The organism is Pseudomonas putida (genome assembly GCF_050990305.1).
Lineage (GTDB): Bacteria > Pseudomonadota > Gammaproteobacteria > Pseudomonadales > Pseudomonadaceae > Aquipseudomonas > Aquipseudomonas putida_AH.
Genome location: NZ_CP158817.1, coordinates 142,663 through 155,322, shown reverse-complemented (window position 1 = coordinate 155,322; position 12,660 = coordinate 142,663). Strand labels below are relative to the sequence as shown.

General features: G+C 58.7%; 13 protein-coding genes. 4 read left to right on the top strand and 9 right to left on the bottom strand.

Annotation, left to right across the window (positions count from 1 at the left end; translation table 11 throughout):
• Positions 1 to 121: 121 nt before the first annotated feature.
• Positions 122 to 400, top strand: a complete 279-nt coding sequence (locus ABTV22_RS00715) for an antitoxin of toxin-antitoxin stability system (RefSeq protein ID WP_433738087.1) — start codon at positions 122 to 124, stop codon at positions 398 to 400.
• Positions 397 to 678: a type II toxin-antitoxin system RelE/ParE family toxin gene (locus tag ABTV22_RS00710; RefSeq protein WP_433738086.1), complete on the top strand. Its 282-nt coding sequence runs from the start codon at positions 397 to 399 to the stop codon at positions 676 to 678. The genes ABTV22_RS00715 and ABTV22_RS00710 overlap by 4 nt, the downstream gene beginning before the upstream one ends.
• Positions 679 to 682: 4 nt before the next feature.
• Here the strand turns inward: ABTV22_RS00710 and ABTV22_RS00705 are convergent, their stop codons facing one another.
• Entirely contained in the window at positions 683 to 928 is a 246-nt protein-coding gene (locus ABTV22_RS00705) for a DUF2789 domain-containing protein (protein ID WP_433738085.1), read from the bottom strand.
• Positions 929 to 1,060: 132 nt separating this feature from the next.
• Positions 1,061 to 1,522 (bottom strand): aminoacyl-tRNA deacylase, encoded by a 462-nt coding sequence (locus ABTV22_RS00700; RefSeq protein ID WP_433738084.1) that lies wholly within the window; start codon positions 1,520 to 1,522, stop codon positions 1,061 to 1,063.
• A 196-nt stretch (positions 1,523 to 1,718) separates the two neighbouring features.
• Between ABTV22_RS00700 and ABTV22_RS00695 the strand changes: the two genes are divergently transcribed.
• Entirely contained in the window at positions 1,719 to 2,252 is a 534-nt protein-coding gene (locus tag ABTV22_RS00695; RefSeq protein WP_433738083.1) for an NfeD family protein, read from the top strand.
• A 2-nt stretch (positions 2,253 to 2,254) separates the two neighbouring features.
• Entirely contained in the window at positions 2,255 to 3,013 is a 759-nt protein-coding gene (locus tag ABTV22_RS00690) for a slipin family protein (protein WP_433738082.1), read from the top strand.
• 111 nt (positions 3,014 to 3,124) lie between these two features.
• Here the strand turns inward: ABTV22_RS00690 and ABTV22_RS00685 are convergent, their stop codons facing one another.
• The 7 genes from ABTV22_RS00685 to ABTV22_RS00655 form a co-directional block, all read right to left on the bottom strand.
• On the bottom strand, positions 3,125 to 4,621 hold the full coding sequence (locus ABTV22_RS00685; protein WP_433741256.1) for a glycosyltransferase family 39 protein: 1,497 nt from the start codon (positions 4,619 to 4,621) through the stop codon (positions 3,125 to 3,127).
• A 441-nt stretch (positions 4,622 to 5,062) separates the two neighbouring features.
• The gene (locus ABTV22_RS00680) at positions 5,063 to 5,929 is read right to left on the bottom strand and encodes an ABC transporter permease (protein WP_433738081.1); all 867 of its coding nucleotides are present in this window, start codon (positions 5,927 to 5,929) and stop codon (positions 5,063 to 5,065) included.
• A 21-nt stretch (positions 5,930 to 5,950) separates the two neighbouring features.
• Positions 5,951 to 6,811, bottom strand: coding sequence for an ABC transporter ATP-binding protein (locus ABTV22_RS00675; RefSeq protein WP_433738080.1), 861 nt, complete (start codon positions 6,809 to 6,811; stop codon positions 5,951 to 5,953).
• A 5-nt stretch (positions 6,812 to 6,816) separates the two neighbouring features.
• Positions 6,817 to 7,842, bottom strand: coding sequence for an ABC transporter substrate-binding protein (locus ABTV22_RS00670; protein WP_433738079.1), 1,026 nt, complete (start codon positions 7,840 to 7,842; stop codon positions 6,817 to 6,819).
• Positions 7,843 to 7,860: 18 nt separating this feature from the next.
• Entirely contained in the window at positions 7,861 to 8,748 is an 888-nt protein-coding gene (locus ABTV22_RS00665) for a TauD/TfdA dioxygenase family protein (RefSeq protein ID WP_433738078.1), read from the bottom strand.
• A gap of 369 nt (positions 8,749 to 9,117) precedes the next feature.
• Complete coding sequence (locus tag ABTV22_RS00660) at positions 9,118 to 10,482, bottom strand: HlyD family type I secretion periplasmic adaptor subunit (protein ID WP_433738077.1); 1,365 nt, start codon at positions 10,480 to 10,482, stop codon at positions 9,118 to 9,120.
• Positions 10,472 to 12,628, bottom strand: coding sequence for a type I secretion system permease/ATPase (locus tag ABTV22_RS00655; RefSeq protein WP_433738076.1), 2,157 nt, complete (start codon positions 12,626 to 12,628; stop codon positions 10,472 to 10,474). Before ABTV22_RS00655 ends, ABTV22_RS00660 begins: the two co-directional genes overlap by 11 nt.
• Positions 12,629 to 12,660 lie beyond the last annotated feature (32 nt).

The window sequence follows — 12,660 nt, the reverse complement described above, 5'->3', positions numbered from 1 at the left end:
GGGATTTTTCGTCAAGTTTTGAAACACTTTGGAATCCATCCGTCGTGACGGAAGGATAGTTGGATAACCGACGTAATGAATTTGTATATACTTTTTCATTACACCAAGCAGGGACCAACCAATGTCAAAACAAGCCGTGTTTACGATGAAGCTCGAGTCAGATCTGCGCGAGCAGTTCATGGCCGAAGCCGAAGCCGCCCACCGCCCTGCCTCGCAAATTGTTCGAGAATTGATGCGTCAATTTGTTCAAACACAACGAGAGTCACGTGAGTACGAAGCATTCTTGCAGCGCAAAGTGGATGTCGCGCGTATGTCGATGCGTAAGGATGACGGGCTGACGAATGAGGAAGTTGAAGCAGAGTTCGCCGCCAGGCGTCGGCGAGCAGCCATATCGGAATGAAGATAATCTGGACGAAAGACGCAGCACAGGATCGTGCAGACATTTGGGATTACCTGCACGCCGTTAACCCAAAAGCGGCCATCGACATGGACAATCGCTTCAGCGATGCAGTATCCAGATTGGCCCAATATCCTGAATACGGCCCGGCTGGAATCATAGCCGGCACTCGCGAACTCATTCCGCATCAGAGTTATCGCATTGTTTATGAACAGGCGCTGGATGCCATTTGGATTCTTGCCCTGGTTCATACCTCCCGACAGTGGCCACAAGAGCATTGAGCGTCTACACCCCCCGCCCCTTCCTCAACAGCACATCCAGTTGATCCACCACTTCCGCCCAATCGGCGTCGTCCAACACCTCGTCACGCAGAAAGTCCGCCTGGGCCTTGCTCCAGAAAAACGCGTCTGCCAAATGCAGTTCCGGTTTGAGCGGTGAATGGGTGGCGATGAATTTGTCGATGCTCTCGGCGTCGTCGGGCAAGCCGAGTTGTTTGAACAGTGAGGGGAGGCTGTGGGTTGGGTTTTCCATGTCGGGCTCCTGTTAATGAATTAGGGTGACCGCTTTGTGGTCAATCGCGAGCAAGCTTTGCTCCTACAGGGGTATGCACAAGCTGTAGGAACGAGGCTTGCTCGCGATGGTGTCCGTGAAGACGCCGCATATCTAAGTACTCACCTCCCGCACCTCCGCATGCGGCACCATTTTCAGGAAGTCGGGCACGTTCATGTGCAGCAGGTTGATGTGGTTGCCGGCTTCCAGATAGATGTCCTTCTGTCGGGTCAGCAAGGGGTCGATGACCACGTCCAGCCCATAGGCTTCGCCCAGGGCAGGCACAGCGCCGCGTTCACAGTCTTCGAACAGGTGCGGCAGATTGCTTTCCCGGGAAACCTGCCATTCACCGCTGCTGCGGACTTTGCTCAGGTCCAGGTGACGGCTGGCGGGCAGCACCGCCATCAGGTAATGCCCGTGGTTGTCATCGAGGATGACGGATTTGGCCACCCGTTCGGCGGGAATGCCCGCGACCCGTGCGGTTTCAAGGCTGCTGGCCGAATGAGGATGGCTAACAATGTCGTAGTCGCATTGAGCCCTGTCCAGACTTCTCTGCACGGTTTTTGCCATACGCATGATGCACCTCGGTGTCCGCCATCACTTGGGGCGGACGATGGTTGACGCTTTTCTCCGTAGTGAAAGTCTAGGCCCGCGGGGCTGATCCGGCGGGAAATCCGCCCATCGGCCAGAGCGACAACTGCGCAAAATTCATACAAGTGGTGCGTCAACTAAACTGTATACAGAACCACCAGCGACTCTCCCGGAGGGTCACGTGAAGACGCGTTGTTTTGCCATTGCATGGCTGTTGGCGTTGAGCGGCTCGGCTCTCGCCGCGGACACTGCCGGCGTACCGGCCCCCGACCCCGTCGGGCTCTGGTTGATCACCTTCGGCATTGCGTTTTTGATCGCTGAAGCCGCCCTGCCCAACTATGGCGTGATTGGCCTGGGCGGGATCGTGATGTTCGTGATCGGCGCGGTGATCCTCACCAACGCGCAATTGCCCGCCCCCTTGATGATCGGCCTGGGGCTGATCAGCGCCCTGCTCCTGATATTCCTGCTGATCCGCGCCCTGAAAACCCGACCGCGCCATACCGTCAGCGGCGACGCCGGACTGCTGGGTAGTGTGACGCCGGTATTGGCGTTGCAGGCCGGCGACGCCCGTCAAGGCTGGGTGCATTTGCAGGGTGAACGCTGGCAAGTATCGAGCGCCAAGCCGTTGCAAATCGGGCAGCGAGTCCAGGTGGTAGCACGCAAGGGATTACTGCTGGAAGTGGCCGCGACTGACGCGGTATCGATGGGAGAATAGCCATGGGTTTGCAGCTGGGTTTTGCCGCGCTCCTGTTATTGCTGATCGCATTGGCAGGCGCGACGTTCCGCATCCTGCGCGAATACGAGCGCGGGGTGGTGTTCCAGCTCGGCCGCTTCTGGCAGGTCAAGGGTCCGGGCCTGATCCTGTTGATTCCGGTGATCCAGCAAATGGTCCGCGTCGATCTGCGCACCGTTGTGCTCGATGTGCCGGCACAGGACGTGATCACCCGCGACAACGTTTCGGTCAAGGTCAATGCGGTGCTGTATTTCCGCGTCCTCGATCCACAGAAGGCCATCATCCAGGTCGAAGACTTCCTCATGGCCACCAGCCAACTGGCGCAAACCACCTTGCGCGCGGTGCTCGGCAAGCACGAACTCGATGAATTGCTGGCCGAACGTGAACGGATGAATATCGATATCCAGCAAGTACTCGACGCCCAGACCGATGCCTGGGGCATCAAAGTGGCCAACGTCGAGATCAAGCACGTGGACCTCAACGAATCGATGATCCGCGCCATCGCCCGCCAGGCCGAAGCGGAACGTGAACGCCGAGCCAAAGTAATTCACGCCGAAGGTGAATTGCAGGCCTCGGAGAAACTCATGCAAGCCGCCGAAATGCTTGGTCGACAGCCTGGTGCCATGCAGTTGCGGTACATGCAGACGTTGAGTTCGATTGCCGGTGACAAGAGTTCGACCATCGTCTTTCCGTTGCCCATCGAATTGCTCAAGGGCATGGCCGATCTATCACAGAAATCATAAATGTAGGAGCGAGCATGCTCGCGATGGTCGTTAACGATGACGCGTGTCAACTGACTCAACGCGGCGCCCTTGAGTCCATCGCGAGCATGCTCGCTCCTACAGTTTTTTCCATCAACGGGACTCGGTGCCCATCACGAACAACCGCGCCCGGTTATTACCCGCCTCGGTCTCCCTGACTTTTTGCCAGCCATCGGGCAGCGGCGCGAATTCGTCCGGTTGGTCGGCCGTGCTGATCAGCCACACGCGCCCGGTTCCTCTGGGCAATTGTTGGAGGTGATCGAGATAGATCCTTTGCGCGTCGCCGTTGACCAATGTGCCAAAGCCGTAGTCGTTCGGGCGACTGGAGCTGCCATCGGCCAAGGGTGGGGTATAGAGCATCGGCGCTGCATCGGTGCGGTTGTAATAGACATAGGGCATGTACCAGAGCATGTCGCTGATGACGATCCGGTCCCCCGCCTGATAATGCTGATTAACAAACTCGACCATCACGCTGGCTTGGTCATTCACATCGACAGTGGCATTGGTTTTCAGGCCGACCAGTTCGGTGCCGACGAACAGCGCCAGCAATCCGAACGCCAGCAGGCGAAAACCCTGAAACAAGCGGTCGATGGCCAGGGCCATGACCAGTGGCAAGCCCAGGGCAAAGGCGTTCAGATAGCGCTCGATGAACACCGGCGAAATGAAGGAAACGCCGTAGACCAGCAACATCGGCAACAGGGTGTAGAGCGCCAGCAGGACACTCCAGCGATACCGGCTGCGATCACGCAGAACCGTCATCACGATCACGACCAGCAACAGCGCCGGAAGCGTACCGAACAGCAGCCACGGCAGGTTATCTCCATCATCCTGGATCAGAAAATCCCACACCATCGACGGCAGGGAGCTCAGCGTGACCGGCAATTCCCAACCCACATCACCGTTGGCCTTGAGTTGGTCCATATGCTGGATCAGATCGATCAAACTGGGAACCCACGGTGCAAACAACACCACAATTGCAACGTTTGCCAGCCACCAGGTCGGTTGGTGGATGAGCTTCAGGGGATGGGTCGGCTGCAAACGCAGCACCAGCAAATACGCCCAATGCACCAGCACGCACAGCGCAGTGAAATAGTGGGTGTAAAAACCGGCAGTCATCAGCAGTGCGTAAATCGCCAGCGCACGCGTGTGACGGGGTTGCTTGACCCAATACACCAGCGCAATCGTGGCCCCGAGCAACCACACCCCCAGCCACGCATACATCCGCACTTCCTGGCTGTAGCGCACCGCCGTGGGCAAGAGCGCCAGCATCAACCCGGCCAACAACGCCGCCCGAGGAGTGGCCATCAAGCGAACCAGCCACATGCCCAGCAATACCGCGACAATCCCCGGCAACGCACTCAAGCTGCGGAGAGGGAAAATGCCGTCGCCAAACAGCTCGATCCAGCCGTGCAGCAGCATGAAATACAGTGGTGGGTGTACGTCATGAGCGGCATGAACCCAGATCCCGGGCAGGGAGTAGCGACTCATCAACAAACTGGAACCTTCATCGCCCCAGATGGCGGCGGCGGTGAGGTCGTAAAAACGAATCAGCGCGGCCAGCACAAGAATCAGCAGGCCGCCGGTCAACATCGGGTTCAGGCCAGATCGTTGGGGCTTGACCAACGACTCTTGTCTTTGCAACTCCATGAGCACTTTCTTCACCTCGACCGGAATATGCCCCTCACTTTAGGCCAACGACTGACGCGACGGCCAGTGGATATACCGACTCCCACACTTGGTCGGTGTGACCACAAAACCTCTGAACAACCGATAATCCAGTGGGAGTGGGCTTGCTCGCAAAGGCGACTGACCAGACGGCCTCGGGTTTCTGGGAGTCCGGGCCGACGGTGCAGGCTGAAAGGCCCATCACAAGCAAGGCACAAAGGGTGAGTCGTGGCGGATGGCCTCTTCGCGGGCAAGCCCGCTCCCACAGGGGTTTGCGTCGGACGCAGGATTTGTATTCAAAATAGAAACCTGTGGGAGTGGGCTTGCCCGCGAAGAGGCCAGATCAAACAGCACAAATGCAGACAACTACCGCTGCATCCCCCACCGTTTGACCGTCACTCGCTCCAGCGAATCAAACACCAGATTCTCCACCAGCAACCCAATCAGAATCACCACCGCCAACCCGGCAAACACCTTGTCGGTGTACAGCTCATTGCGATTCTGAAAGATGTACCAACCCAACCCGCCCTTTCCACTGGTCGCACCAAACACCAGTTCGGCGGCAATCAACGTACGCCAGGCAAACGCCCAGCCGATTTTCAGCCCGGCAAGGATCGATGGCAGCGCGGCGGGGATGAGGATGAACAGCACGAACCGCATGCCCTTGAGGCCGTAGTTGCGCCCGGCCATGCGCAGGGTTTCTGATACACCGAGAAAGCCCGCGTAGGTGTTCAGTGCCAGCGCCCAGAGTACCGAATGCACCAGCACGAAAATCAGGCTGTTCTGCCCCAGGCCAAACCACAGCAGCGCCAGTGGCAATAGGGCGATGGCCGGCAGCGGGTTGAACATTGAGGTCAGGGTACTGAGCAGGTCGCGGCCGAACTGAGTCGAGACCGCTAGGGTGGTGAGGCCGAATGCCAGGACGATGCCGATCAGGTAACCCTTGAGCAGCACCACCAGGGAAATCCACACCTTGCCCAGTAATTCGCCGCTGAGCAGGCCGTCGTACAACGCATTGGCGGTTTGCAGGAAGCTCGGCAGCAGCAGGTCGTTGTTCTGATAACGGGCGACGGCTTCCCATAGTACGGCGAGCAAAATCAGGATCAGGCTTTTGCGCAGCCAACCCTGTTGCCACAAACGTTGACCAAGGGGCAATTCGCGTTCCAGCGGCACACTGGTCAGCGGTTGCAATACGGTCTCGAATTCTTCACGCGGGGATGATAAATGGCTCATCGGGCCCTCCTCTCAAACGGCTCAATAAGCGATACGGATATCGGTGAAATCCAGTTCACGCTCGGTTTCCGGCGACTGACCCTCATCGAACAACAACCGATGAATACGCCGCGCCGATTCCTGAAACGCCACGCCGCCAAGGCTATGCAAATCGTATTGATGGCTGTGGACTTCCGCCCTCACCCGCCCCGGATGCGGTGACAGCAACAGGATGCGATTGCCCACCACCAGCGCTTCTTCGATGGAGTGGGTGACGAACAGCAACGTGAAGCGCACCTCTTCCCAGAGCAGCAGCAATTCTTCCTGCATCTTGCGTCGGGTCAGGGCGTCGAGGGCGGCGAAGGGTTCGTCCATCAGGAGGATTTTCGGCTGCATGGCCAAGGCCCGGGCAATGGCCACCCGCGCCTTCATGCCACCGGACAGTGTATGCGGATAGGCGTCGGCAAATGCCGCCAGTCCGACCTTCTCCAGGTAATGCAGCGCGCGTTCTTCGGCTTCTTTTTTCTTCAGGGTTCGGGAGGCCAGCAGCGGAAACATCACGTTCTGTTTGACGGTTTTCCAGGGCGGCAGCTGATCGAATTCCTGGAACACCACGATCCGGTCCGGCCCCGGCGCATTCACGCGCTGGCCTTGCAGGCGGATTTCGCCTTCAACCGGCTGGATGAATCCGGCGGCGGCCTTGAGCAGAGTCGACTTGCCGCAACCGGAGGGACCCAGCAGGACAAAACGGTCCGCCGGATCGATCTCGAAACTGACTTGATGGGTCGCCCGCACCACTCGCTGCGGCGTGCGGTATTCCAGGCTGACGTTATCGACCGACAGCAGCGCTTGGGCTGCCGTGGCCGGTTTGCTGACCGTGTGGCCTTGCAAGGGCGCGTTCATGCAAATCAGCTCCCTTGCAGCGGTTTGGCGTCCTGGAAGAAGTAATCCTTCCACGAATCCGGTTTGTTTTTGATCGCGCCGACGCGGTAGAGGAACTCGGCCAGCGGGTAGGTATTTTTCGGCGTGACGCTGAATTCGAACTGCGGGTTGTCGATGATTTTCAGCAACTCGGCGCGGTCGATCTTGGCCTTGGTGACGCGGATATAGGTGTCCGCTGCCGCGCCTTTATCGTTCTGCGCAAACGTGGCCGCTTCGGTCAGGGCATCGATGAACGCTTTGTAGGTTTTCGGGTTTTCGTTGCGGAATTTCTCGGTGGCGAATAGCACTGTCGGCGAGTTCGGCCCGAGCAGGTCGTAGGTGTTCAACACCACATGCACATTCTTGTTTTCCAGCGCCTGGTCCTGGAATGGCGGGTTGGAGAAGTGCCCGGTCAACTCGGTGCCGCCGGCGATCAACGCCGCCGTGGCATCGGGGTGCGGAACGGCGATGGTGTACTTGTCCAGGCGATTGAATTCCTTGTCACCCCACTGTTTGGCGGCCGCGTATTGCAGGAAGCGCGACTGCACGGAAACGCCCACGGCCGGCACCGCGATACGGTCCTTCTCGGTGAAGTCGGCAATGGTTTTGACCTTGGGATTATTGCTCACCAGGTAGTACGGGAAGTTGCCCAGGGAGGCCACGGCCTTGACGTTCTGCTTACCGTGGGTGCGGTCCCAGATGGTCAGCAGCGGACCAACGCCGGCACCGGCAATGTCGATGGAACCGGAGAGCAACGCATCGTTGACCGCCGCACCGCCGGAGAGCTGCGTCCAGTCGACCTTGATGTCGATGCCTTCTTGCTTGCCATACTTCTCGATCAGGTTCTGATCGCGCACGACGTTGAGCAGCAGATAAACGATGCCGAACTGTTCGGCGATGCGAATTTCACCTTCGGCGTGGGCCACGGTTGGCGCTACCAGGCTGCCGGCGATCAGACTGAAACCCAGGCCGATGGCCGCGGCCAGCGGTGCGAATGGAAGACGTTTGGACATGATCGGATCTCCGACAAATCAGAAAGGCGCGTCGCCCTGGATGGTGGTGCGATACAGCTTGCGGCGCAGGTGGCTGGGGCAACCGGCGGCAAGGTGGATCAGCGAACGGTTGTCCCAGAACACCAGGTCGTGGGGCTGCCATTGATGGCGGTAGATGTTTTGCGGCAATACGCTGTGGGCGTAGAGCTCAGCCAATAGTTGCTGGCTCTCGTCCTCCGGCAGGCCAACGATGCGGGTGGTGAAGCCCTCGCTGACGAACAACGCTTTGCGGCCGTTTTCCGGGTGCGTGCGCACCACCGGATGGATCACCTCGGCGACCTGAGCGAGCTGTTCTGGGGTCAGGGTCGGGCGCCAGTTGCCTTCGAATTTGGTTTCGCTGTAACGCGCGGTGTAGGAGTGCGCCGCCGAGCGACCTTCAACCGCTTTGCGTAGCGCCTCGGGCAGGCTGTCCCAGGCTTTGTGCATGTCGGCGAACAGGGTGTCGCCGCCTTCCGATGGCAGTTCCTGGGCGTGCAGCATCGAGCCCAGGCTTGGCAGTTCCTTGTAGGAGAGATCGGAGTGCCAGAACTTGCCGGCATCACCGAGGCCAATGTTCTGGCCGTTCTCGACAATGTTGGAAACGATGAGGATTTCCGGGTGATCGGCCAGCAGGAACTGCTTGAGCACGTGGATCTGCAACACGCCGAAACGGCGGCTGAAGTCGATCTGTTGTTCAGGGGTAATGCGCTGGTCGCGGAACACCACGACGTGATGGTCCAGGTGCGCACGGTGAATGCGGGAAAAATCGTCATCATTGATCGGGCGGGACAGGTCCAGACCGATGATCTCAGCGCCTACCGCTCCGCTGAACGGGCGGATTTCAAAAAACTGTGACGCGATGCTTGGCGAAGCTGAAGCAGCAGACATAAATCACTCCCACGCACGGCGCGCTCAAAGGCGCGCGTCGATCAGAAACTCACGGAGATCCCGTGTTGGTTCGTGTCGTGCGGCGCGCCGATTGGTCGGCAGGTACGCAGGAGAGTGACTTTATAGGTATAAGAATTTAAATTTAAATACCGTTAATGAATAACGATATGGCGATTGAAAAGGCCCTGGGTGGATTTCGGCGTGACGTTATTTGTCACTTATTGACAGGGTTGTGGTGTTTTGACGGACGCTATCGCGGGCAAGCCCGGCTCCTACAGGTTTTGTGCCGAATACATGATCATGTGTTCGACAGAGAGCCTTGTAGGAGCCGGGCTTGCCCGCGAAGGGGCCACTGAATCCACTGAAGATCTAGCGCTCGTGCAGTGCCTCGGCCCGCGCCTTGATGATCGGTTTGATCAGGTAGCTAAGAATGGTCTTCTTGCCGGTAATGATGTCCACCGAGGCCACCATCCCCGGAATGATCAGCAGGGGTTTTTCGTCGGTGCCCAAGTGGCTGCGCTCGGTGCGCAACTTGATCACGTAGTAAGTGGTTTTCTTGTCTTCATCGGTGATGGTATCGGCGCCGATCTGTTCCAGCTTGGCCTTCAAGCCACCGTAGATGGTGTAGTCATAGGCGGTAAATTTAACCGTCGCTTCCTGCCCCGGATGCAGGAACGCGATGTCCTGCGGACGGATCTTCGCCTCGACCAGCAACGTGTCGTCCAGCGGCACGATCTCCACCAGGTCGCTGCCTGGTTGGATAACCCCGCCAATGGTATTGACCAGCAACTTGTTGACGATACCCCGCACCGGCGATGTGACCAGCGTCCGGCTAACCCGGTCTTCCAGGGCCTTGCCGGTGGCCTGGGCCTTGTTCAGGTCGGTGCGTGCTTCATTGAGCTGGGTCAGGGCTTCGCTACGGAACTTGCCGCGAGTTTCGTCGATTTTGCGCTGTACTTCCTTGATCGCCGACTCTGCTCGCGGAATTGCCAGCGTAGTGGCGTCGAGCTGTCCACGGGTCTCCGCTTCGGCACGCTTGAGGCGCAAGACTTCCACCGGCGATACCGCGCCCTGGGCCACCAACGGCTCGGACATGCTGATTTCCTGGCGCTGAAAGCCCAATTGCTGGCGATACTGCGCCTGCTTTGAAGTGAATTCGCGCAGCTCTTGCTGACGCTGGATCAACTGCTCCTGCAAGCCGCCGATTTCATCGTGCAACTGCTGGCGCCGGCTGATATAGAGCGACTCTTCGCTCTTGGCCTGGCCCGGCACAGCCTTCAGTACATCGTCGGGGAAGTTCAGCGGGCGATCTTCGACCTCGGCGCTCAGACGTTCGACCCGCAGCTGCATCGACAACCGATCAGCCTCGGTTTCGCCGACGTTCGAAGCAAATCGCGTGTCGTCCAGGCGAATCAGCGGGGCACCGGCTTCGACGATCTGGCCTTCCTTGACGAACAGCTCGGCAACGATACCGCCCTCAAGGTTCTGGATTTTCTGGATCTTCGACGATGGAATCGCCTTTCCGTCGCCCTTGGTCACTTCGTCGATGACCGCGAAGTTGGCCCAGAGCATCAGAAACACAAAGAATGCGATGATCGCCCAGATCGTCAGCCGCACCACCCGCGGTGCGTCCTCGATCAACGCCTTGTTGACCTCCGGCAGCGGCTGGCCCTGCAGCGATGCGGAGCCTTTGAAGTAGCGACGGATCGAATCCTTACCCGACTTAAGCAACACTGATCTGCCCCTTCTTCAACGCTTCCATCACCGCGGCTTTCGGGCCGTCGGCAAGTATTTGCCCACGGTCGATCACGATCAGTCGGTCCACTAGCGACAACAGCGATGCCCGGTGTGTCACCAGCACCACGGTTTTGTTTTCAATAACAGCGGCCAGACGCTGCTTGAGGCGCTCTTCGCCGGTGTTATCCATGGCGCTGGTTGGCTCGTCGAGCAGCAAGATCGGTGGATTAAGCAACAATGCACGGGCCAGGGCGACGTTTTGCCGCTGACCGCCCGACAAGTTCTGCCCACGCTCACCGACTTGCAGCTCATACCCCTGCGGGTGCAGGCGGGCATATTCGTGAACGCCGGCCAGCTCGGCGGCTTGCAGCACCAGCTCATCCTCGACATAACGCGCGCCGCAAACCAAGTTGTCGCGCAAGGTGCCAGCGAGCAATTGAATGTCTTGGGGTACGTAGCCGATGTTGTAGCGCAACTCGCTGACATCGATCTGGCGAATATCCACACCATCCACCAGCAACGCACCGTCATCGGGCTGATACAGGCCTACCAGCAGTTTCGCCAGCGAACTTTTGCCCGAGCCGCTACGGCCGATGATGCCGATCTTCTCGCCGGGGCGAATCGCCAGACTGATATTTTTCAGCGCCGGGTTTTGCTGTTCCGGGTAGGTGAAGTTCAACTGGCGACACTCAATGGCGCCTTGCAACACTTTGCGGCTGAGTGGGCGCTCTTCGAAATTGCGCTCCTGAGGCAACTCCATCATCTGGTCGACCGACTTCATGGTCACCTGCGCCTGCTGAAAGCGTGTCAGCAGCCCGGACAGCGACGCCAGCGGGCTCAGCGCTCGGCCACTGAGCATGTAGCAAGCAACCAGGCCACCCATGGTCAGGTCACCGGCAATGATCCGGTATACACCGAAGACGATCATGATCACCCCGGCCAACTGTTGAATCAGCAGGGTGATGTTCATCGCCAGGCCGGAAAGCATTTTCACCCGCAGTTCAAGGCGACTGAGGGTGCCGATGGTCTGCTCCCACTGGTACTGACGCTCGCTTTCGGCGTTGTTGACCTTCACCGCATCCAGGCCGGCCAGGGTTTCGATCAGGCTCGACTGACGCTCGGCGCCCAAGGCCATGGTGCGCTCCATTGTCGCCACCAGGGGTTTTTGCAAGGCATAGCCGATAGCCAGGGCAATCGGGAACGCCAGCACCGGTATCCACACCAGATGCCCGCCCAGGATCGCAATGACGATAAAAATCAAAATCGTGAACGGCAAGTCGATCAGGCTGGTGAGCGTGAGCGAGGCGAGGAAATCGCGCAGGCTCTGGAATTCATGGATGTTCTGGGCAAAGCTGCCAACCCTGGCCGGCCGGTATTTCATTGCCATGCCGACGATGCGCTCGAACAGCGTGGCCGAGATAATCAGGTCGGTTTTCTTGCCGGCCAGATCCAGGCACAGACTGCGCAGGCTTTTGAGGATCAGGTCGAAGAGGTAGGCGCCAGAGATACCGAGAGCCAGCACCCATAGCGTTGCTTCGGCCTGGTTCGGCACCACGCGGTCGTAAACGTTCATCACGAACAACGGCGCGGCCATGGCGATGATATTGATCAGAAAACTGGCGGCGATGGCGTCAGCGTACAACCAGCGCGAACGCTTGAGGGTGTCGCGGAACCATGAGCGTGCACGCGGAATCAGCGTGCCGTGATTGACGTCGAATTTGTGCTGGGGCTGAGCGAAAAAGACCTTGCCAGTGTAGTCATCGGCCAACAGCTCACGGTTGACCAGGGATTCACCGCCATCGCTTTCGCTGAGAAGTACCCGCGCCTGATCTTCGCCTTGCCAGCCGAGCAGGACGGCACTGCGACCGTCCTTGAGCAGCAACAATGCCGGCATGGCAATCGCCGGAATATCTTGCAGTTTGCGCTGCAGTACCCGCCCCTGCAGCCCCGCGCGAGCTGCCGCGCGAGGCAGCAAGTCAACACTCAAGCGCTGCTGAGGCAGCGGCAGACCAGTGGTCAGCATTGCCGCGCTGGCAGGCTTCTGGTGCAGCATGCAAAGAGCGAGCAGACCATCCAGTAACGGATCGTCATGCAACGCGCGCGGATCATGAATGAGTTGAACCCGACTGACTTCTGATTCCACGCTCGGCACTCTTGGCTAACAATTGAACAATG

Coding starts and splice junctions, on each gene's coding strand:
- ABTV22_RS00715 (WP_433738087.1), top strand. CDS start 122: ATGTCAAAACAAGCCGTGTTTACGATGAAGCTCGAGTCAGATCTGCGC.
- ABTV22_RS00710 (WP_433738086.1), top strand. CDS start 397: ATGAAGATAATCTGGACGAAAGACGCAGCACAGGATCGTGCAGACATT.
- ABTV22_RS00705 (WP_433738085.1), bottom strand. CDS start 928: ATGGAAAACCCAACCCACAGCCTCCCCTCACTGTTCAAACAACTCGGC.
- ABTV22_RS00700 (WP_433738084.1), bottom strand. CDS start 1,522: ATGCGTATGGCAAAAACCGTGCAGAGAAGTCTGGACAGGGCTCAATGC.
- ABTV22_RS00690 (WP_433738082.1), top strand. CDS start 2,255: ATGGGTTTGCAGCTGGGTTTTGCCGCGCTCCTGTTATTGCTGATCGCA.
- ABTV22_RS00685 (WP_433741256.1), bottom strand. CDS start 4,621: ATGTTGACCGGCGGCCTGCTGATTCTTGTGCTGGCCGCGCTGATTCGT.
- ABTV22_RS00680 (WP_433738081.1), bottom strand. CDS start 5,929: ATGAGCCATTTATCATCCCCGCGTGAAGAATTCGAGACCGTATTGCAA.
- ABTV22_RS00675 (WP_433738080.1), bottom strand. CDS start 6,811: ATGAACGCGCCCTTGCAAGGCCACACGGTCAGCAAACCGGCCACGGCA.
- ABTV22_RS00670 (WP_433738079.1), bottom strand. CDS start 7,842: ATGTCCAAACGTCTTCCATTCGCACCGCTGGCCGCGGCCATCGGCCTG.
- ABTV22_RS00665 (WP_433738078.1), bottom strand. CDS start 8,748: ATGTCTGCTGCTTCAGCTTCGCCAAGCATCGCGTCACAGTTTTTTGAA.